The 23835-nt window shown below is 56.4% G+C and carries 23 protein-coding genes and 1 pseudogene; 10 read left to right on the top strand and 14 right to left on the bottom strand.

All coding sequences use genetic code 11. The features are described from left to right. Positions 1–356: 356 nt before the first annotated feature. Both QOL69_RS05595 and QOL69_RS05600 read left to right on the top strand, forming a co-directional pair. Positions 357–2738, top strand: coding sequence for a PD-(D/E)XK nuclease family protein (locus QOL69_RS05595; RefSeq protein WP_283402366.1), 2382 nt, complete (start codon positions 357–359; stop codon positions 2736–2738). Further along, entirely contained in the window at positions 2735–5584 is a 2850-nt protein-coding gene (locus QOL69_RS05600; protein ID WP_283402367.1) for a UvrD-helicase domain-containing protein, read from the top strand. The genes QOL69_RS05595 and QOL69_RS05600 overlap by 4 nt, the downstream gene beginning before the upstream one ends. 591 nt (positions 5585–6175) lie before the next feature. Here QOL69_RS05600 and QOL69_RS05605 read toward each other — a convergent pair. After that, the gene (locus QOL69_RS05605; protein WP_283402368.1) at positions 6176–7348 is read right to left on the bottom strand and encodes a tubulin/FtsZ family protein; all 1173 of its coding nucleotides are present in this window, start codon (positions 7346–7348) and stop codon (positions 6176–6178) included. 227 nt (positions 7349–7575) lie between these two features. Between QOL69_RS05605 and QOL69_RS05610 the strand changes: the two genes are divergently transcribed. Both QOL69_RS05610 and QOL69_RS05615 read left to right on the top strand, forming a co-directional pair. Further along, positions 7576–7809, top strand: a complete 234-nt coding sequence (locus tag QOL69_RS05610) for a hypothetical protein (protein ID WP_283402369.1) — start codon at positions 7576–7578, stop codon at positions 7807–7809. A gap of 154 nt (positions 7810–7963) precedes the next feature. Then, the gene (locus QOL69_RS05615; RefSeq protein ID WP_283402370.1) at positions 7964–8245 is read left to right on the top strand and encodes a helix-turn-helix transcriptional regulator; all 282 of its coding nucleotides are present in this window, start codon (positions 7964–7966) and stop codon (positions 8243–8245) included. Positions 8246–8349: 104 nt separating this feature from the next. On the opposite strand, the gene QOL69_RS05620 is transcribed toward QOL69_RS05615, so the two are convergent. From QOL69_RS05620 to QOL69_RS05665, 9 genes and pseudogenes are all read right to left on the bottom strand, one after another. Further along, positions 8350–8856 (bottom strand): metal-dependent hydrolase, encoded by a 507-nt coding sequence (locus QOL69_RS05620; protein ID WP_283404212.1) that lies wholly within the window; start codon positions 8854–8856, stop codon positions 8350–8352. A gap of 374 nt (positions 8857–9230) precedes the next feature. Continuing rightward, positions 9231–9683, bottom strand: coding sequence for a MarR family transcriptional regulator (locus QOL69_RS05625; RefSeq protein ID WP_283402371.1), 453 nt, complete (start codon positions 9681–9683; stop codon positions 9231–9233). A gap of 211 nt (positions 9684–9894) precedes the next feature. Beyond that, a pseudogene (locus tag QOL69_RS17295) lies at positions 9895–10454 on the bottom strand (DUF6498-containing protein); the annotation flags it as partial. 74 nt (positions 10455–10528) lie between these two features. Beyond that, positions 10529–10927 (bottom strand): hypothetical protein, encoded by a 399-nt coding sequence (locus tag QOL69_RS05640; protein WP_283402374.1) that lies wholly within the window; start codon positions 10925–10927, stop codon positions 10529–10531. A gap of 3 nt (positions 10928–10930) precedes the next feature. Further along, positions 10931–11926, bottom strand: a complete 996-nt coding sequence (locus tag QOL69_RS05645) for a hypothetical protein (protein ID WP_283402375.1) — start codon at positions 11924–11926, stop codon at positions 10931–10933. Position 11927: 1 nt separating this feature from the next. Continuing rightward, positions 11928–12170, bottom strand: a complete 243-nt coding sequence (locus QOL69_RS05650; RefSeq protein ID WP_283402376.1) for a hypothetical protein — start codon at positions 12168–12170, stop codon at positions 11928–11930. A 202-nt stretch (positions 12171–12372) separates the two neighbouring features. Beyond that, the gene (locus QOL69_RS05655; RefSeq protein ID WP_283402377.1) at positions 12373–14031 is read right to left on the bottom strand and encodes a ThiF family adenylyltransferase; all 1659 of its coding nucleotides are present in this window, start codon (positions 14029–14031) and stop codon (positions 12373–12375) included. Further along, positions 14028–14612, bottom strand: coding sequence for a hypothetical protein (locus tag QOL69_RS05660; protein WP_048078058.1), 585 nt, complete (start codon positions 14610–14612; stop codon positions 14028–14030). Before QOL69_RS05660 ends, QOL69_RS05655 begins: the two co-directional genes overlap by 4 nt. 1 nt (position 14613) lies before the next feature. After that, complete coding sequence (locus QOL69_RS05665) at positions 14614–15186, bottom strand: hypothetical protein (RefSeq protein ID WP_283402378.1); 573 nt, start codon at positions 15184–15186, stop codon at positions 14614–14616. Positions 15187–16057: 871 nt separating this feature from the next. On the opposite strand from QOL69_RS05665, the gene QOL69_RS05670 reads away from it, so the two are divergent. Then, positions 16058–16744, top strand: a complete 687-nt coding sequence (locus tag QOL69_RS05670) for a hypothetical protein (protein ID WP_283402379.1) — start codon at positions 16058–16060, stop codon at positions 16742–16744. A gap of 60 nt (positions 16745–16804) precedes the next feature. Here the strand turns inward: QOL69_RS05670 and QOL69_RS05675 are convergent, their stop codons facing one another. The 3 genes from QOL69_RS05675 to QOL69_RS05685 form a co-directional block, all read right to left on the bottom strand. Beyond that, complete coding sequence (locus QOL69_RS05675) at positions 16805–17140, bottom strand: DUF5615 family PIN-like protein (RefSeq protein ID WP_283402380.1); 336 nt, start codon at positions 17138–17140, stop codon at positions 16805–16807. Further along, positions 17137–17436 carry a DUF433 domain-containing protein gene (locus QOL69_RS05680; protein WP_283402381.1) on the bottom strand — a complete coding sequence of 100 codons (300 nt, stop codon included), beginning with the start codon at positions 17434–17436 and terminating at the stop codon, positions 17137–17139. The genes QOL69_RS05675 and QOL69_RS05680 overlap by 4 nt, the downstream gene beginning before the upstream one ends. Positions 17437–17540: 104 nt before the next feature. Beyond that, complete coding sequence (locus tag QOL69_RS05685; RefSeq protein ID WP_283402382.1) at positions 17541–17771, bottom strand: hypothetical protein; 231 nt, start codon at positions 17769–17771, stop codon at positions 17541–17543. Positions 17772–18056: 285 nt separating this feature from the next. Between QOL69_RS05685 and malA the strand changes: the two genes are divergently transcribed. The 3 genes from malA to QOL69_RS05700 all read left to right on the top strand — a co-directional run bounded on the left by malA (position 18057) and on the right by QOL69_RS05700 (position 21105). After that, positions 18057–20045: an alpha-amylase MalA gene (malA, locus tag QOL69_RS05690; protein ID WP_283402383.1), complete on the top strand. Its 1989-nt coding sequence runs from the start codon at positions 18057–18059 to the stop codon at positions 20043–20045. A 218-nt stretch (positions 20046–20263) separates the two neighbouring features. Next, positions 20264–20728, top strand: coding sequence for an NUDIX hydrolase (locus QOL69_RS05695; RefSeq protein ID WP_283402384.1), 465 nt, complete (start codon positions 20264–20266; stop codon positions 20726–20728). A 143-nt stretch (positions 20729–20871) separates the two neighbouring features. Further along, on the top strand, positions 20872–21105 hold the full coding sequence (locus QOL69_RS05700) for a hypothetical protein (protein WP_283402385.1): 234 nt from the start codon (positions 20872–20874) through the stop codon (positions 21103–21105). Between the two features lie 16 nt (positions 21106–21121). On the opposite strand, the gene QOL69_RS05705 is transcribed toward QOL69_RS05700, so the two are convergent. After that, entirely contained in the window at positions 21122–22522 is a 1401-nt protein-coding gene (locus QOL69_RS05705; protein ID WP_283402386.1) for an ATP-binding protein, read from the bottom strand. Positions 22523–22697: 175 nt separating this feature from the next. On the opposite strand from QOL69_RS05705, the gene QOL69_RS05710 reads away from it, so the two are divergent. Continuing rightward, a complete protein-coding gene (locus QOL69_RS05710; RefSeq protein ID WP_006630770.1) occupies positions 22698–22979 on the top strand; it encodes a helix-turn-helix transcriptional regulator in 282 nt (93 codons plus the stop codon). Positions 22980–23070: 91 nt separating this feature from the next. Next, a complete protein-coding gene (gene lrp / locus QOL69_RS05715; RefSeq protein ID WP_283402387.1) occupies positions 23071–23529 on the top strand; it encodes an HTH-type transcriptional regulator Lrp in 459 nt (152 codons plus the stop codon). Positions 23530–23835 lie beyond the last annotated feature (306 nt).

Here is a 23835-nt window from a genome sequence, read left to right on the forward strand (position 1 = left end):
TCAGTACAAGCGTAGATTGTCTCTCGCACTCGTCATTTCATCGACCTGACCGCGGATAGGCATAGCTATGGCCGAGATATCAGGGTATGTTGGTTATCAGAATTTATGATATTCTAACAAAGATTTAACCGACACCGCCGACTTCTTCTGTTGTGCCATTTCCCCGCGCGAAATCATCTCGTCAACTCTACGAAGAAGTGAAATCGTACGATCGGGTGATTGTCCCGGACGGGCCACTCGCGAGCGCGCTTAACCGCCAACTCGATCGGCCACACCTCGGTCCATTCGCGATCCCGCCACGTCGGCTTGCGGTCGGTCGCCGGCAAGAATCCGAGGACCGGCTTGCGTTCCTCGGTATGATAGCCAACGAGGACATCTCGTGGAAACGGTGTGCTTACGCGGTCGGTAATATCCTCCAGTGTTGGGAACACCAGGGGACACACGATGCGATTTTCGAGTACGATGCCTATCTCGACGACGCCACCGAACGAGCAGTTGAGCGCATCGCAGAACTCGAAACTGCCTCAATGAAGCTCACAAACGAGACTATCGATCCGGATCTCGACGTGGTGGTTGTCGAACCGGAGATGCTTACCCAGCTCGAACAAGCGTATCTGCCTGCTGCGTACGACACTGTTAGCCTCTTCACTGATCGCGAATTCGAGTTACCAGCGTTCCGTATTCATAACTCACCAACAGCGATCGTCGAAACGGTCGTCAATTCAATCACTGAAGCGAACGCGGAGAATGTCGGGATCGTACTCGATCAAGGAAGTGAGTACTCGCCGCTCATCGAGTCTGCGCTCGAAGCAGCTGACATTCCGTTCTTCGGTGGTCCAGGCTTTATCGATCGTGGTGAACATCGGTTGTTCCTCCACTTCCTCCGAACTGCCCACCGAGGGACCGATACTCGAATAAGCGAGATTCGATCGCTGTTGACAGCATTCGACTGTGCTGTTGCCGACCGTGATTCAGAGAAGCGTCTCCATGAACTGGACGATGGCGAATTGTCGTGGCTAATTGAGTTCAGCCACGATATTCAGCAGTACACGTTTTCGGACGCGCTCTCCACGTTTGAAAACCGCGCCGATGAGACGCTTGCTGGCTTTCAAGAGGAGTTGGAGACGCTTGGCATCGCCGACGAGTCCGTCACAGAAGCCCGGCTCGATGAATTATCGTTCTATCTCCAGACGTATGAGGTGCCTGTCGACCGAGACAATGAAGGTGTACTGCTCGCCGATGCGAAGTCGGCATCATACGTCGGTCGAGAGGTTGTCTTCTACTTAGGTCTCGACGAGCGGTGGACACACTCGGCACCACGTCGCCCGTGGGTTGATCAGGATGCTCAGTTTACGCGGAATATCAAGAGCTTCCAGTTGCTGTTACAGAGCGGCAGCCAGCAACACTATCTTGTTCAAGATTCGACTGGTGGGGCCGCTGTCACTCCGTGTCTGTACTTCGAAGAGCTCCTCGAAGAAGAGTACGAATCCTTCTCCGACTTGTCATCGACTACTCACCACACACATTCCGAACCACACGACGGGGCTGTATTCGACACAGAGCCCGTTGATGTGGACTCCAAGCCCGTCGAGACGATCAGTAAGTCGAGTCTCAACACCTACGTGAACTCTCCGCGGGACTACTACTTTAGCCGGATCGTCGACGGCCCAGAGAAGGATTATCTCACAGAGGGCAACTTACTCCATAATTTTGCGGAATTCTATGTCAACCACCCAGCTGTCATCGATGATGCGGCACTCACGAAGGTTGTCGATCTCATGCTAGATGAGGTCCGCCCGCTCGTCCGTTCTGTCGACGAACAGACGCGCCGTACCGAGTACCGTGCAAGCCTCGAAACAATTGTCTCGTATCTCGAGGAAAACCCCCCGCCGGATGGGGCATTCCTTACACCCGCCAGCAAAGGTGAGAACACCGTTGCCGCTCACTTCGGTCACGACATTGACTCTCCTGTGACTGAGCGCCGGTTCACTGACGACAGTTTGGGCATCAACGGGATGATTGACCTCGTCCAGTCGGAAACCGAACTGCTTGATTACAAAAGCGGCAGTGAAAACAGCGCTAATTCGATAGTCAAAGACGCTGCGATCGACGAGCCGACAGACGAACCTGACTTTCAGGCATTGTTGTATCTAACCTATTGGCGGTCACAAACGCCTGCTGAGCAGCTCTCATTCACGTTCTTCTATGTTACCGAGCTCGTCGACGACATGATCGCTGGCGATGGTACTCTCGATGACGCACTGACCACGATAACATACTATCCTGAATCGCTTACTGAACACGTCCAAACTGAATCGTTCTTCGAGTACCTTCGTGAGGAGGGAGCAAACAAGTGCCAGAAGATCCTCTCGAAGATTGACTATCAGACGTACGCTGCCGTCTTTGATGCCGCACCGCTCGTTGAGACGACAGATAGCGACGAACTCATCGAATCAGCGTTCGGCCAGACAATGATTAAGCGGCTTGAATCAGAAATTGGCGAGTACAAGTACGTTAAGACGGGGAGTAAACAGGTCATGCGAGAGATTGCTCGGCAGCAGAAGGGCGCGTTCTTCGAACCTGATTTTGATGCATTCGAGTCGTTCGTCGAGGAGCGATTGACAGAGCTCAACCGGCGTCGGACTGGCGATGAGTCCTTCCCTATCGAGGGTCTTGCCGGCGAGCCGAATTACCGACGGGTGGATAATCGTGATTTGCTCTTGGAGGGTGACCAATGAGCGACGTTACGCCAAACCCGGAGCAACGCGACCTTATTGAGTCAACCGACGGCCTGTATCTCGTCGACGCTGGTGCTGGCACCGGGAAGACCTTCACCGTCACCCGACGATATGCGAACATCGTCGATAAGGACGGGATCGATCCGTCTGATGTCCTGTTGGTGACGTTCACGAACAACGCAGCTGCGGAAATGCGAGAACGGATCGTGCGGAACAGCGAGTATGGAATGCGGGAACTTTCGAATGCCCCGATCCAGACGTTCCACTCGTTGGCACACGATATTCTCGACGAACACGGCCATGATGCTCCGACACACCTCGGGGTTGAGGAGACGATCACCGGCTCAACCCGAATTATCGAAGACGACATCATCGAACAGGCACTGTTTCGTGAATTTATCGGCCAGTTCATTGATTCACACCCGGAGTACGATGAGTTCTTCACCGCGATCTCGGAGACGACAGAACTGCTCGATCTCATCAAAGAACTGTCTGCGAAGGGTGTGTTTCCGACCGCAAACGGGTGGTACCGCGACGGCGAGTCACACCTTGACGGTGACTTTGAGGCATTCGAGACGCTGTTTACCGATCTGAATGCGCCTCGAAACGGTGGAAGCAAGCAGTCGAAGCTCCGCGAGAAGCTCAACGACTACGGGACAGAGAAAACCTACCTTCCGGAGGCCCCAGAGCAGTGGGAGCTTCGCGGGAACGGCAAACAGATTCCAGCGGATGTCGCCGGACGCGTTTTTGAGGACGATCGAACAGCACTCAAGCAGTTCGTCCACGATGTGTATCACGCCTACCTTGAGTTTGCGCTTCGACGGAACTACCTGAACTTCGGGTTCCTTCAGCTGTTTGCGTTCGTCCTTCTGTGTGAAGACCACGATCTTCGAGAGCGACTGGGGTACGAGTATGTGATGGTCGACGAGTTCCAGGACTCCAGTGAGATCCAGTTCAAACTCATGCTTCTTCTGGCCGGCACAGAGAATATCTGTGTGGTCGGTGACTGGAAGCAAAGCATCTACAGCTTCCAATACGCCGACGTCGATAACATCCGTGAGTTCGACGATCGACTCCAGCGGTTCGCCGAAGAGCTGAACCGGGACGCAGATCGCGTCACGTTCCCGACGACGGCGGCTACCAGCAAACAACTGACACGGAACTACCGGTCAACCCAATCTATCCTGCGGTTCTCGACACAGGCGCTGACGGCTCGTGCGACGAACAGTGAGTTACTCGATGTTGAGGCCATCTCCGAGGCGGTCACACGGTTGAAGGCGGACACAGACCATGACGAGAGCCGTATCGAGGCGCTCACAAGTGAGGATGAACACGAGGCGATTCTCGCGAAAATCGACGACATCGTCGACAACGATGACTACGCCGTTGAGGGTGACGATGGTGAGTACCGCGCGCCGAAGTACGGTGATATCGCCGTATTGACCCGAACCCGCGATTTCGGACGGGACATACTCGACACGGCAAGCGAATACAACCTGCCGATGGCCTACGAGGGAGGGATCGAGGTCTTCAGAACCGATGCTGCGAAGTTGCTGTTAGCGTGGCTCCGCATCCTCGAACGTGACGCCGACCGTGGTTGGGCACTCGTCTTAGAAGAGGCCGGATACACGATCGACGAGGTGAAAGCGATCACCGATCGCGGGACGTACCCTGAAGAGATGGTTGCCTTCCGTGAAACCCTTCGAGAGATGGAGACATTCGGGGGTGTCGCCCGTCGCGTGTTCGATCGGTACGACCAGAGTGGTCCAACCGCGGACGTTGTACTTGACACGATTCAGTCGGTTCACGGGACGACAACGTTCACTCGTGGAGAGCTCATCCAGTTTATCGAAGCCGCGATTGAAGACGGCAGCACCGATGAGGTTGACGCTGGTGCGGGGATGAATGCGGTGACTGTTCAGACCATCCACGCAACGAAAGGGCTCGAATATCCGATTGTCATCCTCGCGAATATGAACACGAACAAGTTCCCATCAACTGGTGGCAGCGGGAGCGATATCGCGTACACAGATCCAATCGGACTCCGACAGCGGAAGGTGTACTCTGAAGAGGCTCACGATGTCCCACACGTCTACCACAACTGGCAGTCAGACGTTCTCAATAAGTGTCTCCCTCAGAACTACGATGAGGAACGCCGACTGCTCTACGTGGCTATTACGCGTGCTGAGAGCCACGTCATTCTAACCGGCGGTGAGAATCCAAATGTGTTCCTTGATGAACTCCCCGTTAATATCGAAACAGTCGACCCGGATCTGTCGTCCTTCAGCGCAGTAGATAACGAGTCATCACCGTTTACCGTTGACATTCCGGATCCTGATGGGCCAGCAAGCTACTCTCCGCATACGTTCATCGATGATGCCGTTTTCGAAGGGGATACCGGTGGTCGAGGGATGGAATTCGGATCGGAGGTCCACGAGTTCGCAGAGCGGTATGTGCTTGGTGAGACTGTCGACACCGGTGACAACTCCGATAAGGAGAACGTACGGGACTTCTTGGAGTCACTCGACGGCGAGAAGATCGCCGAAATCGATGCGTTCCTCCCGCTGACCGTCGACGACGAGGAAGTGACGATCGGTGGGATCATCGACCTGCTCCACGTTACTCCTGACCACGTTGACATCGTCGACTACAAGACCGATCTCTCGACTCACGCCGAAGAGGAGTATACGAAGCAACTCAGTATCTACTACCACGTTGTCGTCGACCAATATCCAGATCGGTCGGTCTCTGCTTCGATCTTCTACACCGATAATGGTGACCGTGGTGAGATTGAACCTCTCAGTAGATCGGAGCTCAAAGAGTTAGTCCGAACTCACAGAGCGTAATCCCTTCTTGTCTTAACATGCGATAACGCGGGAGCTACTCAAGATTGTAGGCCGAAATCTCGTGAGAGCCACACTGTGGACATTCTTCGACATCCTTCTCCACGCTGTATCCATAGTGACGGCACTCGTGGTGCGTTATCGATGACGGCTCGAGGCTGACGATCTGCTGGATGAACTGTTTACTGAGCATTGATGGGATCGACGATCTCGCCACAGTCGGGGTATTCGGCCCATATACCCGGTTCACCGCCGGCTGTTTCATAGTGGATGATCGCGTGTCGGTCGGTAACTCTCTCACCGCAGAACGAGCAGGTGCCACGGACTGCCTCTGGATTATTAGAGGTCATTCGCTCTTTTTGGGGGAGAGGGAGCGTGTGACACTGTTTTGGAGCTGATCCGGTCGTCGCAGTCGAGCCAGCTCTGCTCCCTCACCTCGGATTACGCGCTCTGTGACTTATAGTTCGGGCGAGCGGAGTGAAAGTATTGCTTTGGGGGGCTTGACCGTGATTCGCGAGTACCCCTCGTAGCACAAGCTCTTGGAAGAACTTGAGAACCTCCCAGCGGAGGCAATGAAGCGAGTCAACTACAGCCTCAAAACAGCGACTCTAGTTCCCCGTCGCTATCCATCAGCTCCGAGAACTTGTCCTCGCTTTCGCCGGTGATCTCACCGATATTCTGTTGTGCTTCGATCGCGACTTGCTGAAGCTCTTTCACCCGTGGAACGTTCGTCACACCGCCGAGCAACACGAGCGCTGCGACCGTTCCTCCCCTACGTCGTGGATAGTCCCCACCGCGGACTTCCATTGACCCGGTCTGTTCTTCGAGCCACTTGCGACCGTGCTCGATTCCCTTTCGATTGAGATAGGCCGGTGGGCCGGCGATAACGAGCAGTGCCCGCTCGGTGCCGTTCACCTCACACGGGAGCGTAAGTCGACCAAGGGTCGCCTTCCGAACGAGACTCGTAATCCGATTAGTAGCCTCTGTACTGTCGATCCCGTCATCGGAATCACCGCGGAGCCGCGAGAGCAACCCCTTCCGCTCTGGCTCGTCCACCGCGACGTCGGCGTAGCCGAGCGAGGAAATCCCGCCACCTTTGAGCGTGTTGATGATCTCCGAGGAGTCAACCACACTCTCGGCGACGTCGCTTCCCTTGACCACTTCACCCGCACTGAAGAGCACGCCGAACCGCTGGACGAGCTCCTCGTTGATCGCGTCGAACCCTTCCTCAACGGACTCGCCAGAGCTGCGCCACGCATCGTTGTCGAACAGCATGAGGTTATCCACCTCGTCGACGAACGTTTTGAGCGATCGGGCGGCGTTCAGCGTGTAGATCCCACCCTCATCGCTGCCGGGGAGAATTCCGAGCCCGTACACGGGTTCGGTGTAGATCTGTTTGAGGTTCTTGGCGATCACGGGCGCCCCACCTGATCCGGTCCCGCCACCGAGCCCTGCGACAACGAGGAACGCGTCGATCTCGTGGATTGGTACCGAGTCAAGCGCTCCGAGGATCTCGCCGATATCTTCTTCGGCAACCTCCGCGCCCAGTTCGTTATCGGCGCCCACACCGTGGCCCTTCACTCGCGACTGTCCGATCAGGATTCGGCGGTCTGTCGAGAGGTGGTCTATGCCTTGAAGATCTGCTTTTGCCGTGTTGACGGCGATCGCTCCACGAACAATATCCGCACCCGTCCGTGCGTCGTAGGCCAAGAACTCGCCGACCACCTTCCCGCCCGCCTGTCCAACCCCGATCAATGCGAGTTTCATGTGAATAGTCCACATGTCACTACGCGAGGAAGACAGATAAAGGTTCGAAGAACACTGGAAAACCGGTGTGGGGGGTCCATGAATAGTGAAATCTGGTGAGAACACTGGAAAATCGGTGTGGTGTCTCTGCGAATCGTTAGCACGATAAACACTGGAAAAACGGTGTGGGGATGGGGGTCTGGCGATGACCCCAATATCCTACCGTCTGCGTTTCATAGGTACTGGCAATGGCGAATTCGCGGCGGCCCATCGTACCAGCTGAAGAAGATGTCCTCGATCATCTTGAGGCGTATCTCGAGGAGCTGGGCGATACCGATCAGCTTACCCGTGAGATGGCGATCACATACTTGGCAGAACAGGCAATCAGGCCTGCTGATGCGCGCGATATTATCGAACAGTTACTCCTGAAGGGCTATCTGTATGAGGTTGGTGACGAAATTCGGATTCCACCACGCTCGTGACGAGTTGATACGTCTGTTGTCTATCGAACTCTTCTGTCTCCAATCGCGTAGTTCACGCCTGTACCAAATACAACAGTCTCCCACCAGATGGTTCGATGCTGCTGATATACCAGAAATCGATAGTATTTCATGAATATAACTCGAAACGAGAACGATGTACGATCTCACTGGCTTTCAGCGCGATCTCCTGTATGTTATTGCAGGGCTTGAGGACCCACACGGGCTCGCGATCAAAGACGAGCTCGAAGATTACTACGAAAAAGAGATCCATCATGGTCGGCTCTATCCAAATCTCGATACACTCGTTGAGAAGGGACTCATTGAAAAAAGTCAGCGCGATCGACGAACCAACGAATACACTACCACTCGCCGAGGCACCAGAGAAATCAAAGCGCGGGCTGAATGGGAAGCTAAGTATATTGACCACGGCGAGTGACTGAACTGCTGTACCCGAGAACAGTTCACCCTCGGTAGTTCACAGCGTACTGCGGGAATCTCTATACGCCAGCTTGAATGTGTCGTGAGGGCTTCACCTGCTGTTCAGAAGCCAAGGGCACCAGCAACAACACTGCCGGTAAGGAACGCGATCACCGAGGTGACGGCCCCGAGAGCGAGGAGCGCATAATTCGCGAGAGGATTCGCTGCCTTCGCGATATCAAGCGTGTACGTGTCGTCTCGGAGCGGTTCGAACGGACGAATACCCATCGGCGTGAGGACATCCGCGAGAAGGTGTCCAATAACGATTATGGCGCCGACCACGAATCCGAAACCGCCGAGCGCGATGGCACCGCCGACACCCACACTACTCCCGACGAGAGCCCCAGCGACGCCGAGAATGGTACCGACAAGAAGTGCGAACCACACGGTATGCGTTGGCCCACGGTGGCGGACAAACGGTACACGTTGGTCCCAGTCGGGGATCATTGCTCCGGCGACTGCGACGGCGCCGCCAGCGATCGCTAGCTCCACGGCACCGGCCGCGACTACGAGAAAGCCGACTGGTGCGTACGCAAGCAGCGAGCCCCCGTAGTGTCCTGGCCGATGTATCTCGTCTATGGTGACAAACGCTATCGGTAACAGCCCTTCGACATTCCCGGTGACAGTCACCCTCGCGACTAGTTTGTAAGGCATCCAGTACAGTTGGTGTTTAGCCAATGTAAGATTACGAGGTCGCTCACGGGGAGGGCGTACGTGGTCTCCTTGAGGTGAGCATTGTCGATGACGTCGTTCGTGAGAACTAACGTCAAGTGGCTGTACCGCTCGTCGACCTTCGTGCTGAGACTAACGATGGTCGCTTCCTCTGCTAGGTAGGGCCGGTCAGCATCCGAGGTGGCGACGACAGGACGTAGTTCGTATGCGCTCCCGTCTGGGTCGACTCTGAAGACGAGATCTCCCTGAAAATACCCGGATATAGCGGGTCGCTACGCCTGTTCGGAATCGTCGGTACTCGCGATCCAGTCTTCGGGTGCCGGTTCGTCGTTGACACAACTGTACTGTCTGATCTCGGACTGTGCGCCGCTCGGGCATCCTTCATCCATTTGCTCGATGTCGGCAGGAGAAAAGTCATCGTCGTAGCGGGCAGTGAGATCCCGGACTTGAACGAGGTCACGGGCGAATCGCCGGAGATCGTCACGGTTCTCGAGGGCGTGGTAGTAGCCGTCAGCGGTCTTGCCGATGTCGCCGTCGTTGAACAGACGGGTGAGCGTACCAGTGATACTTCCTTTTGGGATGTTATCGAGTCGGTCGTGGATTTCGGAGGGCGTGAACCCGTAGTTTGGGTTCGTATAGAGAAGTTGGATAATCGCAGCCTTGTTTGTACTCGGATCGATATGGATGTCGTCGGAAGAGTCGTGTGTTCGGAGGTCGATAGGCATGAGAATATCTGTTTGTAGTCGACTGTAAGAGATTGTAGGTAATAAATATACAGAGAGTCCCTGAACGTCTATCCTCCTCGACGAGTACCACAGTGTGTCTGACAGCGCCGCTGACGTCCCTTCCTGAATCAGGGCTCCCATTCCGCCTATCGTCAACATCGGCTCAGGCGGCCGGGAGCGCCTACTGCCACGCTGATCTGAGGGCGACGACGCCGAACGGGCCGCCGACAATCACGAACATGAGTACCACCACGGCCAGCCCAGCCTCGGTCGTCGCGCTCGCAACCACGTCTCGGGGAGTGCTCGTCTCATGGCGTCGCTTCCGGAAGTACTCGCGGTTGACGACGCCGACGTGGGAGATGACTAAGAAGACGACACTCGCCGGCACGTCGACGAACCGGCCCAACACGAAGAGGAACATCCCGACGAGCGCCACGGCAGCCCCGAACGCCCGCACGACGAACGGGACGTTCAGGGGTAGATCGGCGGGAGAGGGTCAACGACCGCGACGCTCCCGCGACGGCGGGTGAGGTTGCTTGGTCCGACGGTGACCCCGTCCCGCTCGTCGGACTTGAGCGGGTCGTCCTCGCTAGAGCGCTTCAGCTCGTCGTAGTTTGGCGGGCGGCGTGCGAACAGCGCTTTCACCCCGGCGAACGGGACGGAGACGACCTGTTCGATCGCGTAGACGACCGCAAACGTTTGTGCGCTCCGTCCGAGGTAGAACACACTGACGAGCGGGACGACGTTCGCTGCGACTGTCACCAGAAACACGGCAGACGAACCGTTCGATGGAGGGCGTCCAACTCCTCGAGTGAGGACGAACTCGCGGACTCCTTTGTTCCAGATCAGAGGACGTTCTCATATTCATCCTCAGTCAGCAAAAAGAGGTGACTTAGAACGACGAAAACAAACCCAACCGTCCCAAAGAATAGCACCTCGTGGAGTATCCACTGTTGAGAAAAGGCGTCTTTGAGTCTGAGAAGGCTGAATCCTAACGTCACAAGCCAGGCGATACCACCAGATACAAACATTGCTGTCGTCGAGAGACCGACTTTGTCGGCCTGACCAACGGGAATCCCGTCCAGTATATTATAAACAACAGCTGATGAAGCGACGGCCACCAGACAGAGAACAAACTCATAGCTCCGGGTTGTCGTGGCTACTAGCAGTGTGTGGTTGACTGCTGGTAGGAAAAGAAACAGCTTCGGGGTATTGAGAAGGTCGTTGAGATCGCTTGCAGACATATCTCAAAGGGGTTCTGTACTTTCCGGATCGATGCGATAGACTAACTCTCGATCGTCTTCAATTGTTTCGACCGGAAGGGTTGAAAATTCCCCCTCAAGCCGTTCTAGTGCCTGCTCCGCAGTCTGCCTATTATCGCGTCCTTGAGCGCGTATATCGATGTATGGAATCATGTATACGTGTGAATCGTACTCTGATATGCGTGTTCGGGCCTGTTCTTTCACTCTTTCTGGAGTATCATATCTTCCAACATAGACAACGAAGGGATGCTCTAGTACGATTTCTTCGTATTCTTCTTGTATCTGTTCGGGGTCCTCGTATTCGGAGGAGAGATCGTCCATAATATGCCGAAGAACTCCCCCTTCGTCGTAGTACCCAGAGCTACAGAAGTTTGAGACAATATTGGCGGAGTCGCCAAATTGTTGCTTCAGATCGTTCTTCCATTTTTGTATCGTTCGCCGGGGAGTATATCGATCTTCTCTTTCCCAGGCAATACGGATACTTTGGCTTCTACGTAGTAGCTTCAGCTGGCGAGAAGAGAGATACGATGAGAAGTAGTCTAAAATCTCGTTGGTCTTCTCATCTTTTCGGGCCTGTTCGGCGACCTCAAACTCTTGCTCCTGTTCGTGTTTGAGAAACCGCCCTTGGTCAGATTCCGTTGGTATGATCTCGTCCAGAATTTCTCGCTTACCTTCCTCACTAAAGGCGTCGAGGTTGAGCTCGATGACTGTTTCCCCATCGACTTCAATTTCTTGGAAGGGTTCAACGCTCTCACCCTTCTCGACGATCTTTATCTCTTGCTCAGGGTGTTCTAGAATATCCTGATTGTAGATCGTCTTCGGCCCTTCGTCAGCAGAGATCGTATGGGAAAATACTGCCCTGAATCCCCTCGTAGCAACCTCAAAAATTCGGTCCTTGACTGCGATAACTTGCTCAGATCGGACTAGCCGGATAGCTGTCTCAACAAGGTTCGCGTTTTCTTCTTCTCCGCTATCCGCCATCTCAGATGTCGGAACGGTGCTCTTCAACGTATTCTGAGACGGAGTTGAAATCGTCCTTTATGAAAACCCGAGAACCAACACCTGTCCCGGAAAACTCCTCGAGAGTCATCGGCTCATCGCTCCCACTAGGAATGACGGGATCTCCTTCTTCGTCGACGAGATAGCCATCTTCTCTGACCTCAAGCCCGAATTCACTGGCCACTGTTTCAGCCGCACTGTGGCCAAATGTGATAGTGGGGGACATAGTGTGGTCTCTGCTCCTGTTACTACAAGATAATTTGGCACGGGTAATATTCTTATTGGTCTGTGAAATTGATACAGCGAAGAATCCGTCTACTATTCTGACCCCCACTTTCCCGTTCCAACAGTAGTTGACATTGTGTTAATGAGGGCTTCTCGGCCATACAATTTTAAGATTCGATTAACGGCCTAAAGTAGCCGACGCTCTAGCGAACGTCGGGGTTCTCCACGCGGAGGTCGTAGTCTTCGCCAGTGTCTAGGTCGACGTAGTCGCCGAGACCGACTGTCCGGCCCTTCTCGCAGTCGTCCTTACAGCGGGTGCGGCGGTCGCCGTCCGCCGTCTGCCACTGTATCTCCCCCGTGCTCGGTCGGTAGACCTGGCGCCCCGCGAACGTCGATGTCGACGTCCCGACGACGAGCGCCTGGAACCGCTCCATCATTAGCGACGCCACCAGTCCGTTTGTCGTCACAACGCTTGGGTCACGCAGCTCGTCGCTGCCGTCGTCAGCCTCGCCGGGTTCCCGTTGTACGTACAGCCCACCGTTGTCCGCGCGGTCCTGAGGTGGCTGTCGGTCCCGGACGACCCCAGATCGTCGGTCGCCCTGCTTCCACGCTCCGAGGCAGTGGAGGCATGCCATACCTGGGCCAGCGGTCTCGACTGTCGACCGCGCACCCGCCGCGAGCTTGTCAGTCTCCTCGTCGACCTGGAGGTGCGTCCCACCGGAGACAACGGGTATGAGGTGGGCGTAGGCCACCCGGTCGACGACCTTCTGGACCCAGTGCGGGTCCGCGGCGTTCAGGATGATGTCACAGTCCAGCACTGCGCCGAGCGCGCTGTGGTCTTTGTTGGCGTCCTCGATGATGCTGCCGTGGACTGCTCGTGCTTGGAATCCGGGTGCTGTCGCGGCCTCTTCGGCGATGTTACGGGCGAGATCGGCCTTCCGGACGTTCGACCGGGCGTCCTCTCGGGACGCGCCGTAGGCGCGGTTCAGGTTTGCCCCCTTCAGGTGATCGAAGTCAACGAATATGGCGCCACCAACGCCTAGGCGCGCGATCTGCTCAGCGAGTAGTGACCCGACACCGCCACACCCGACGACGGCCACGCGGATACCACTGAGACGGGCCTGCCCACGTTCACCCCACAGTTCGAGCGTGCTGTCGTGGGCGACCGTCCCCGACCCAAGGCCGGGACCGGCGGGCCCTTGTGCGCTGAAGGTGGTTTCGAACTTCTCGAGGAATGGCCCGTTCCGAAGCTTCTCGACGGGAGACGTACCGAGCACGCGCACGGCGGTTGCCTCCGTCTTCTCCGGAGGGCTGCCAGTAGTGAAGTCGTAGGCGCGGAAGCTCCACTCTGGCTGGTCGGTTTCCCGCCGAGGTTTGCTTGCGATGATGCCGGCGCCGAATGGGCGGTCAGCCCCGAGACGTTCGGCGTTGGATTCAAGCCGCATCGGGTCTGCCTCTAGGTCCGGCTTGGAGGGATACGCGCTCCATCCCGGATGGGAGTGGAAGTATGCGATACCCTTCCGCGGGTCGTGCTCGATGGTAGTCGCTGCTCGCGCTCGGTATGCCGGACTGAGCTTCAGGCTCCCGTCCCGGACATGGACATCGTTCTCTGTCTGGGGCGGGACGACGTCGTCGACGATGTATGTGACTCGGGAGTCACCAGTGCTGCGCGTGAGGGTCGTAATCACGCCCTGTTCGTAGCGGTCGGGCTGGTACTTGGACCCCTCTGGCTGCCGATCAGCGTACTCAGGTCGGAGGTGGCCGTACAGCGTCTGCTGGATGTCCTGGGTCATGGCAACATGGAACTCCGCAGCATCCCCGACAGGATAGGGATCTGGGAGCGCGTCGTCGCGGCCGCTCATGCTGTTCCCTCCGTTTCGTCCAGCCGCAGGAGAAACTGCACGAGAGTGTGGGCATCGGCGAGGTCACGCATCCGCGTCGGCTGGCGGTTCATTTTTGCCCACCGCCAACTGAACGCTATTCCACTGTCTTCGTCAGCGACCTCCAGAACTTTCTCGACCTTGTCGTAGTGGCTGCCATTTGGGTCTGCGAACGTACTACGGCATTGGATGTCGCCGACATCCTGGCCGTCGACGGTAACGGCGGGCGCCATGATGACCCAGTGTGGGTCGCTCCCATCAAACGACTGGTCGACGAGTATGTAGAGCTCTGCGCTAGAGTCGTCCCATCGCTCGCAGTATGTGTGGAGGTCGTACTCGCCAAGCCAGATCAGCGCCTGGTTACCGTCGGTGTCGACGACGGTCGGCTGGCCATGTGTGCTGTCGCGCTCGCGCCTGAGCGCGTGTACAGCGCCTTTGAAGTCGTCATCCAGACGCTCGTCTGGAACGGTGGCCGGCGGGATCGGGCACGTCTCATTGTAGTTACCCCCGTACCCGTCGCTGTCGCCCGCCTCCGTGGCAGTCTGGTCTTCGTCGACGGCCATGTCAGGCGTTGCCCGGAGTGCGGGGCTGGCTTGTGAACCGTTCGACGCCAGGGTCACTAAGGTCCACCTCGTCCGTGCCGCTGTAGGTGTTCTCAGTGCCGACCTCGACGAGTGCGTCGTCGGTGTTCTTGCCGAACCGCGAGAGGATTGACTCGGCGGTCGGGGTGGCCTCGTCGAAGAACTCGACGGGGGCGTTGTCGACTTTCACACCGTACTGGTCGCGTGCGTCGACGGCGCGGTCCTCGATGGTTTCGATGGTGTCCTCAAGATCCTCTACCTTGCGGAAGAGGTCGGGGTCGACGCCGGCAGTCGTGAGCGTCTCCTGCAGGTCGTTGACGTCGTCCTGCGTGGCTTGGACATCCGCTTCGAAGTCGCTGGGGAGAGTCCCGTCGACGTGCTCCACGGTGTCCTCTAGGCCTTCCACATCGTCCTCGACAGTCTCGAGGGCGACGAGTGCGTTCGCGGGAATATCGTCTTCGACAGACTCGATGATGTCCTGGCCGCTCTGGATGGACTCAGCGAGGTCGTCGAGCTCTACAACTTCGGTCGTACCGTTGGCGGGATCGTCACTCATGTTAATCTCCCGTCGCCTTTGACCCGGCGACGTTGGGCCGACCGTAAGGCCGCAGCCGCCGCTGTGACGGACTCGAGTACGGGATGAGCGACACAGACGTGTCACTCGCGGCCCGAGCGTTCGGTCCGTCTGCGGGCGAGCATGCCGGAGAGATCATCGCCGGTCGCCCCGACTCTCTCAGCGGTCGTGGTAATTCCCGCCGTCCTCCTGCCGCGCTCGGCGCGCGGTGGGCAGGGGATGCCTACGTAGCGGTGGGATACCAACCCGTCCAAGCGTAGCTGACCCCCATTAAAAAAGCTTTTGCCGTATGGTGATTCTGTTCGACAGTAAGTATAAGTAACGGGGGTGGGTGGTTGCGTTTTCACTTTCACCCCGCTACCGTAACCTTTTATATAGGAATGTACGGCAGGATTCGCTGCTGATGCTCTGTGTAAGAATGACAGCTACAGCTACTGAGCGTGGCGGTTTGGTGGGTAGCAATTGACTACCCACCGCTACGTAGGCAAACGTCTCTAATTCCCCGATGTTAATAAGATTACCGGGGACCCTCCGCCTTCCTGTGATTTCGACTGGAAACGAAAGGGGGTTCAGCTGATATAAAAGGACATCGCAACCCCCAGTGAAACTGAATCGACACCTAACAGTTAAGTTACGAACGACACGAAACGTTCACGACTTCTTTTTCTCACAACGGATGTCTAACAAAACATGAGGAAATATGCCAAATTCCAGTCGGTTACATAAAAATCCGCTCTTGTATTCGATTCGATATTGGTCCCATTACGAGAAATAAGTCATAACCTATCCAATACCGGATCGACTACAAATCATTATGAGCAAGCAGGACCACCACCACTGTAGTTGATACGATATGGAACCGATTACACTTCGACTACCAACCGACCTCCTCGAAGAGTTGGATGCTGAATCGGACGAAGCAGGATTTAGTACCCGCTCAGAATACATCCGCCACCTCCTGTTTCATCGCCCCGACATCAGTCAGATCGCGACGGCAGAGGACACATCCGCGACAACCGATAGCGCACAAGTTGACGAGATAGAGCAGACCATCGACGAACTGGCCGACTACCATGATGAGCTCACACAACGAGTTAGCGATCTCGAGGAAGAAGTCGAACAATTCCATCTCAATGATGACCAACCAACAGGCACCTCTCTCTCCGTGAGTTCAACCTCGGATAAGGCTCCTTCGGATCACCACCCATCGACGACAGAACAGCCATCAGCTGACGAACCGCGATCTCTCACCAAGTTCAAACAGTGGCTTGACGAGAACGGACCACAAAGTGACGGTGCTCGCACTGTATTGCTGGATGCTGCTCAGATCCTAGACGATCAGGAACCACTCAAAGCAAGCGAATTACGGGAGCAGTTGTACGAACGGAATCCTGACACGTACGGCTCTGCCGGGGCGCTCTGGGCATCCACAGTTGAACGCCTGTACGATGACCTTCTAGGCTTTGAACGCCCTGAGTACGGAACGTATACGTTTGATCGGGAGGCTGCGATGGAGTCGCTTCCTGATCCGTCCGATTGATAACGTGAAAATGGGTCGTAACCCGAGTTTGTTAGCAGGCTTTTGATGCTGCCAAGGTAGTCACAGCCAGTTGCCTGGGACGTAGAGAACGGTTCCAACGAGCTCGTCAGTATACATCTCTATTCGTCGAATGGCCGCAGCGATTTCGCCCGCCGAAGCAGCTGTATCGCAAGCGATGATGCCGGGATGATCTTCAACGTTCAGTTCTGGGTCGGCCCCGCGAAAATCAGTATCCTCGCTCAGAATGAGCCGATCAGTTTCACGTGCATACTCTAAGAGAACCGTGTCTTCAGAGCCTAACTCAACGTCATTTCCAACGACAGCAACATCGTGCCCTTCTCCACGGAGCGCAGAAACAATAGCTGGTGGCACGTGCTCGTCCGCCAGCAGCCTCATGCTTCGGGCTCTGACTGGGTTGTCGTGTCTAGGTCCTCAGGACCACGAACAATAGATAATTCATTAGGGACTGACTGGCGCTTAGCTTGGACCTTCCGCATCTCGTCGGCATGGTCATAATAGTATACTAAGGCGCGGTAGATGTCGGCAATGTCGAGATCATAGTCGGCGGCGACCTGTTCGGGGGATTCTCCAGCGTCAAGCACTCGCTTTGCGATGTGGTGGACGCCGATACGCCTCCCTTCGATTCGGGGCGCACCACCTAGGGTATCGTTCGTCGAGACGATTTCAGCCATTAGAGGTCGATACGCTCCATCCAATAATAAAGGCTGGCCGGAGAGCGCAACATTGCTAAACTCCCTAAGCAGACCAGTGAGCAGTGTCTCATCTACTGGTGAAATCATTCGAATCGACTTAACCGGTCGTGTGAAATCACGTTCCCGACGGATTTCGTGATCCGAACGTGGTGTGTATAGGTGTCAGAGAGTGTGTGCGTCTCGAACTCGACAAGCCATTCAGTGTCACGTTCTTCAATATCAGTGACATCTCCAAGTTGACCGATACACTCGCTGTCAGCATACGTGTTTGCGAGTTCTCTCGCTGTTTGTTCATCTGGTACGTCGTTACTCATACGAACAGCTTTGTTCCGGCTACGGAAGTGAGTATGCCAGAGCCCATGAAAAGCCAACACATCCCTGGATGACTGTCTCCGCCGTCGATCACGCGGAAACAGGAAATTTGTGCCTGTTGTCGCAGATATTATCGAATATCTAAAACGAAACCGGTTCTGAGAAATCCTCGAAAACGACGTGAACAACGATTCTCGACACGGGGATTAGTTAGCAACAACGATTATATCTATTTACCATCAATTCCGAACACCTAAGCCCGAAGTTCCCGAGTTGACACGTACCGAATGGATCATCCAGGCCCGCCGCAGTTCGCCGCCGTCGGCGACGTGGTACAGCTAGCCCCTCGCGACCCGGTCCTCGAGGCCACGTATCGGTGGGCGGTCACTGAGGCCCCGAGCGCGAGTGAGGCGACCGTCGGCGGTGAGGCCGTCGAAGAGTTCGTCCCGGACGTCCCCGGACGCTACACGGTGACGCTCGACACGCCGGTCGAGAGCCACGACCTGACGATCCGGGTCTTCCCAGGCGATCACAGGCCTACCGGCGAAGGAGCCGGGACTGCCGGCGTCGCCGGCAAGAGCGGGTACAGCGGGAGAAGCGGAAAGAGCGGCTATAGCGGCAAGAGTGGCTCGGCCCGAAAGAGTGGTGGCGAGAGCGGCTTCGCTTCTGGATCCGGATCCGGAACACGCGCCGAACCCACCGAAGATGAGGATGGGCGTCCCCGTGTCAGGCTCGACGCCGAAATCGAAGGTGACGAGGCCGTCATTCGGGCGACCCCGACGCCACATCCGGACTCGTCACGTGACGCCGCCGATCTCGACGTGGAGTTCCTCCTTGACGACCGGGACGACGTGACTCGCGAGGACGCGACAGTCGACGACCGCGAACTCCGAGTCCCGCTCGCAGCGATCGATGAGCGGATCCGCGTCCACGGAGTCGCCGTCGGCGCGAGCTATAGCGTCGCCGACGCGGTTAGCGTCGATCGGCTCGGTGACGGCGCGGACTTCGGCGTCACTCGGCTCAACGAGCCGCCCGAGTGGGCCACGAACAGCACGCTCTACGAGATCTACGTCCGCGGGTACGCGGACGACGACGAGGAGGCCGAGACAACCTTCGGGGCGCTCGAAAACCGGCTCGACTACCTCGAGGAGCTCGGCGTCGACTGCCTGTGGCTCACGCCCGTGCTACAACACGATGGGAAGCCCCACGGGTACAACATCACGGACTTCTTCGCCATCGCCGACGATCTCGGCGACCGCGACGATTACGAGGCGTTCGTCGACGCGGCCCACGACCGCGGGATGGTGGTGCTCTTCGATCTCGTGTTGAACCATTCTGCGCGCGATCACGAGTGGTTCCAAGACGCCTACCGGAACCCTGACGCACAGTACCGCGACCGCTACGAGTGGCAGGACTCCGGCGAGCCGGGGACGTATTTCGACTGGGAGCTTATCACCAACTTCGATTTCACCAGCCTCGAGGTCCGGCGACACCTCCTCGATGCGGCCGACACGTGGGCCGAGGTCGCCGACGGCTTCCGCTGTGATATGGCCTGGGCGGTCCCGGAGTCGTTCTGGAAGGAACTCAGAGACCGGCTCAAAGCCGAGGATCCGGAGTTCCTGTTGCTGGACGAGACGATCCCGTACATCGCCGATTTCCACGAGGGGATGTTCGACGTCCATTTCGACACGACGCTGTACTTCACGCTCCGGCAGGTCGGGTCCGGCCACCAGCCTGCGGAGTCGCTCCTTGACGCGGTAGAGGGGCGGGCGCGCTCCGGCTTCCCCGACCACGCCGCGTTCATGCTCTACTTAGAGAATCACGACGAGACGCGGTACGTGGTCGACTGCGGTGACGACGCCGTAAAGGCCGCCGCCGGTGCGCTGTTCACCCTCCCTGGGATCCCGATGCTGTACGGCGGTCAAGAGCTGGGACAGCGGGGTAACCGCGATCCGCTCGCGTGGGACGATGCCCGCGAGGAGATCCGGTCGCACTACGACGACATGCTTGCGCTCCACGACGACCACCCGGCGCTCGGGGTTGAGGGCGATCTCGTCCGCGTCGAATACGAGACGAGTGAGCCCGACGACGTCGTCGCCTTCGGCCGCGAGAACGGGGACGCGAGCTACGTCGTCCTCCTCAACTTTGGCTCTGAAACGGCTACGGTCGGGATCGATGGGACGGTCGATGCGACGGATCTTGTCTCCGGGGAGTCGAGGGCGGCAGAAGACGGGCTAACCGTTGAGGACGTCGCGGTCTTTGAGACGGCGAGCTGATTTCCGATGAAGCGGCTCTGGCCGATGCTGCAGCGATCGGATACGCTATTATGTAGTTGGGATAACATTAATACGACCGGTCAAAGAGTCATACGCATGGGTCTCGTCGAGATCGACGGCATGGCGGCCGATGTGTCGCGCAGGAGCGTGTCACGGGTGGCCCTCGAACGTGTGCCCCCGGAGTCGCGTCGAGACATCTCCCAACTGCGATCCAACCAATGACCGAAACGCCGCTGCACGCCACGGTCACCCAACGCGGTGTCGTCGTCACACCCGACGACCACGTGATGGTTGTTAAGCGGGCCTCCGACGGCGGATGGGAGCTCCCCGGCGGGCGACTCGACCGTGGAGAGAACGCTGTCGACGGACTTGAGCGCGAGCTCCGTGAAGAGACATCGCTCGAGCCGGAGGTGGTCGCCCCAGTACACACGCTTGCGTGGGTGAACGATGACGGAAACGGGCGGTTCGCCGCGTACTACTACTGTCGCGCCCCCCGACGGCAGGTGTCGCTGTCGGCCGAACACGACGACGCCGATTGGCGGCCGATCCCCGCCGTTGGGTCCCAACTTAGCGATCCCCAGACGGCGGCCGTTGATGCTGCGGTGACGCGTCACCGACGCTCGCTCGAAACCGATGCCGTCGGCCGCATAACGGGACAGCGAGAGCGAAGCGACGGATCATAACTATAGCCGGAACGTCGATCGATCGTTTCGTCGACAAGTACTCGGTCGGGGGTGGGATAGACGTGGTTCCCGGTTCCGATCGATGCTTGATCGGTCGACGGTGACCCCAATACCCTACTACCTGGGTTTCACAGTTGCTGGTAATGGCGAATTCGCGGCGGCCTATCGCGCCAGCCGAAGAAGATGTCCTCGATCATCTTGAGGTGTATCTTGAGGAGCTGGGCGATACCGATCCGGTTACCCGTGAGATGGCGATCACATACTTGGCAGAACAGGAAATCAGGCCTGCTGATGCGCGCGATATTATCGAACAGTTACTCCTGAAGGGCTATTTGTACGAGGTTGGTGACGACATTCGGATCCCGCCACGCTCGTGATGGGTCGAACTTTCTGTCACTCGAGAATTTTGACGACATCGTCAAGAGAGTACAATTGGAGCGCTTCATCTTCGGTAGCAGCCTCCTGCACTGACCGCTTGAACCCACTCCGGCTGAAAAGCGCGAACTCATACTCAGGATCCCCTCCTTCAGGGGGCGTCCAGTCGATTAGTGTGGCCTCCTCTCGGAGTCGAGAGAGGACATCGTACCCGATTGGCTGGGTAGTGAACTTGACTTCTCCTGTAAGGAGCGTTCCCCCTGAGGTGAGTCCGACAACATCAACCTCATGTTCTTGGTGCCACCAGCTCCCGGGACGTTCGAGAAAACGGAGGTTCGGATAGAGCTTTGGGACAGCCTGTTGGCAAAGCTGTTCGAACGTCTCGCTCACGAAGTCTGGAAGCTCAGGTTCAACTAAGTCGCTGTAGGCCGTTTCATCATAGAGTTCGTATCGGCCACTCCGACCGTGAACAAACCGAAACCAGAAGCGAAACAGATTATCGCTGATTCGATACCGACGCTTTCGACTTCGTGTCGGATCTGCGGTCACCGGATAATCCGGTTCGATGAGTTTCAGGTCTTCTAGCCGATCGAGATAGTAGCTCGAACTGTTGGTATCGATCCCAGCATCACCGGCGATATCGTTTCGTGTGCGGTTGCCTTTGGCAATCGCCTCAAGGATCGCGAAGAATCGGTTGACCTCGTCGATCTCCATTCGGAGAATGTGTTCGGGTTCCTCGTGGAGGCTCCCTTGCTGTTGGAGGAGCGTTCGAGTGATGTTTTCTCCGAGTGACTGTGTATCATCAACTGCTTGGAGATAGTGGGGGACGCCACCAAAAACGCCGTACGCGAACACCTGCTCTGTCGGTTCGTAGTCTGGGAAAAACTCCATTGCAGCGCCAAAATCGAGTGTCGAGATGGGAAATTTTCCACTCGGGTTCTGTGAGATACGGCCATAGAGTGGGGCACTTCCATCGAGCGTGAGATCGTACATCATCCCGATCGCTGAGCCCGTAAGCACGAGTGTGACCGCGGAATCCTCGATGTCGTGATCCCACAATCGCTGAATGAGCGAGGGAAGTTCGGAATCCGCATCAGCAAGATACGGGAATTCGTCACACACAATGATGGCATCGTGAGCGATGAGATACTCGAGTAGCGTTTCCCAATCCCGCTGGAGGCGTTCGATGTCGGGATATGTCTCTCGGGCGTCAGTGACGAATGCATCTAGCTGGCTCTTTGCAGTTGTTTCTGTTGCTTGGTGATATACCGTATCGTCTCGTCCACGAATCGATTCGGCGATGAGCCTGGTTTTACCGATTCGACGCCGCCCCCATACCACGGCAAGTTCCGCGGTGTCACTCGCATACAAACTTTGGAGCCGCGTGAGTTCCTCATCTCGGTTGATGAACTCTCCCATAGTCGCGTGTGATTCGTCGCAAACATATAGCTGTCGATAGTGTAGTTTAACCTATTGTAGCCTAAACTATTGTAGATCAAATATTTGTTTTTGGGCTCAGTGGGCACCTCTCATGAATGTAATTGAGATTTCAACAACCGACAGTATTTCAAAAACATGAACCGAAACGGGAACGATGTACGATCTCACTGGCTTTCAGCGCGACCTCCTGTATGTTATTGCCGGGCTTGAGGATCCACACGGGCTCGCGATCAAGGAGGAACTCGAAGACTACTACGAAAAAGAGATCCATCATGGTCGGCTCTATCCGAATCTCGACACACTTGTCGAGAAGGGACTCGTTGAAAAAAGTCAACGTGATCGACGGACCAACGAGTACACCACCACTCGTCGAGGGACCAGAGAGATCAAAGCGCGGGCTGAATGGGAATCTGAGTACATCGATCACGCTGCCTAACTAAAACCGCATTATCGAAACCAGGACAGATTTCGTCTCAATATGGTGGACGTGCGTTATATTATAAACCTACAAAACATGGGTGAATGATATGACGTATGAAAATCTTGATGGCGAACTGGTGAACGCTCTGCTCGGAGACGGTCGCGACAGCCTCCGAAGCCTGGGGGAGGAACTCGACGTTTCTGTAACGACTGTCTCTAATCATCTTCGTGATCTTGAGGACGAAGGCGCAGTGCGAGGATACACACCAATCGTCGATTACAACAAGCTGGGTTATGACGTAACGGCCATCCTTCAGCTCAAGGTTGAGGGGCACGCACTCCCGGAGATTACTGATAAACTTCGACAGGAAGAGCAGATGGTAAGCGTCTATGAAGTCACGGGCGACGCGGACATCATCGCAGTCGGGAAATTCACCGACACCGATGAAATGAACGATCAGATCAAATCTCTCCTCACCGATGCGGATATCCGGGAGTCGAACACGAATGTCGTACTAAACGCGGTCACTGAGAACGAACAGTTCGAACTTGACGTCGAAGAGTAACGGGTCATCCGTCTTTAGCTAAAAATGAATGATCTCCCTGTGCGTCCAACTGGTCACCACGTTGATTTTGGGGGGTTCCGTCCGAGGCAACTCAGCCTGTAGTGGTGGCCGTCGCTGTGTCGGTGCCGGAACTGATGCGGGATGGACATTGGGCTTCTGCGGGGACACGACACGCTGTGCAGAGGCGGTTACAGTCCTAGTCCACGTTATCAGGTGCGTCTCAAAAGACCCAATCTCTCTATTGATGCTGGCGTACTTGCCCCAGCCGCCACATATCTTGGACAGCCGAGCCACATATGAGGATAT

The sequence above is a fragment of the Halorubrum sp. DM2 genome, from assembly GCF_901686465.1.
Classification (GTDB): Archaea; Halobacteriota; Halobacteria; order Halobacteriales; family Haloferacaceae; genus Halorubrum.

Coding starts and splice junctions, on each gene's coding strand:
- QOL69_RS05595 (WP_283402366.1), top strand. CDS start 357: ATGATAGCCAACGAGGACATCTCGTGGAAACGGTGTGCTTACGCGGTC.
- QOL69_RS05600 (WP_283402367.1), top strand. CDS start 2,735: ATGAGCGACGTTACGCCAAACCCGGAGCAACGCGACCTTATTGAGTCA.
- QOL69_RS05605 (WP_283402368.1), bottom strand. CDS start 7,348: ATGAAACTCGCATTGATCGGGGTTGGACAGGCGGGCGGGAAGGTGGTC.
- QOL69_RS05610 (WP_283402369.1), top strand. CDS start 7,576: ATGGCGAATTCGCGGCGGCCCATCGTACCAGCTGAAGAAGATGTCCTC.
- QOL69_RS05615 (WP_283402370.1), top strand. CDS start 7,964: ATGTACGATCTCACTGGCTTTCAGCGCGATCTCCTGTATGTTATTGCA.
- QOL69_RS05625 (WP_283402371.1), bottom strand. CDS start 9,683: ATGCCTATCGACCTCCGAACACACGACTCTTCCGACGACATCCATATC.
- QOL69_RS05640 (WP_283402374.1), bottom strand. CDS start 10,927: ATGTCTGCAAGCGATCTCAACGACCTTCTCAATACCCCGAAGCTGTTT.
- QOL69_RS05645 (WP_283402375.1), bottom strand. CDS start 11,926: ATGGCGGATAGCGGAGAAGAAGAAAACGCGAACCTTGTTGAGACAGCT.
- QOL69_RS05650 (WP_283402376.1), bottom strand. CDS start 12,170: ATGTCCCCCACTATCACATTTGGCCACAGTGCGGCTGAAACAGTGGCC.
- QOL69_RS05655 (WP_283402377.1), bottom strand. CDS start 14,031: ATGAGCGGCCGCGACGACGCGCTCCCAGATCCCTATCCTGTCGGGGAT.
- QOL69_RS05660 (WP_048078058.1), bottom strand. CDS start 14,612: ATGGCCGTCGACGAAGACCAGACTGCCACGGAGGCGGGCGACAGCGAC.
- QOL69_RS05665 (WP_283402378.1), bottom strand. CDS start 15,186: ATGAGTGACGATCCCGCCAACGGTACGACCGAAGTTGTAGAGCTCGAC.
- QOL69_RS05670 (WP_283402379.1), top strand. CDS start 16,058: ATGGAACCGATTACACTTCGACTACCAACCGACCTCCTCGAAGAGTTG.
- QOL69_RS05675 (WP_283402380.1), bottom strand. CDS start 17,140: ATGAGGCTGCTGGCGGACGAGCACGTGCCACCAGCTATTGTTTCTGCG.
- QOL69_RS05680 (WP_283402381.1), bottom strand. CDS start 17,436: ATGGCTGAAATCGTCTCGACGAACGATACCCTAGGTGGTGCGCCCCGA.
- QOL69_RS05685 (WP_283402382.1), bottom strand. CDS start 17,771: ATGAGTAACGACGTACCAGATGAACAAACAGCGAGAGAACTCGCAAAC.
- malA (WP_283402383.1), top strand. CDS start 18,057: ATGGATCATCCAGGCCCGCCGCAGTTCGCCGCCGTCGGCGACGTGGTA.
- QOL69_RS05695 (WP_283402384.1), top strand. CDS start 20,264: ATGACCGAAACGCCGCTGCACGCCACGGTCACCCAACGCGGTGTCGTC.
- QOL69_RS05700 (WP_283402385.1), top strand. CDS start 20,872: ATGGCGAATTCGCGGCGGCCTATCGCGCCAGCCGAAGAAGATGTCCTC.
- QOL69_RS05705 (WP_283402386.1), bottom strand. CDS start 22,522: ATGGGAGAGTTCATCAACCGAGATGAGGAACTCACGCGGCTCCAAAGT.
- QOL69_RS05710 (WP_006630770.1), top strand. CDS start 22,698: ATGTACGATCTCACTGGCTTTCAGCGCGACCTCCTGTATGTTATTGCC.
- lrp (WP_283402387.1), top strand. CDS start 23,071: ATGACGTATGAAAATCTTGATGGCGAACTGGTGAACGCTCTGCTCGGA.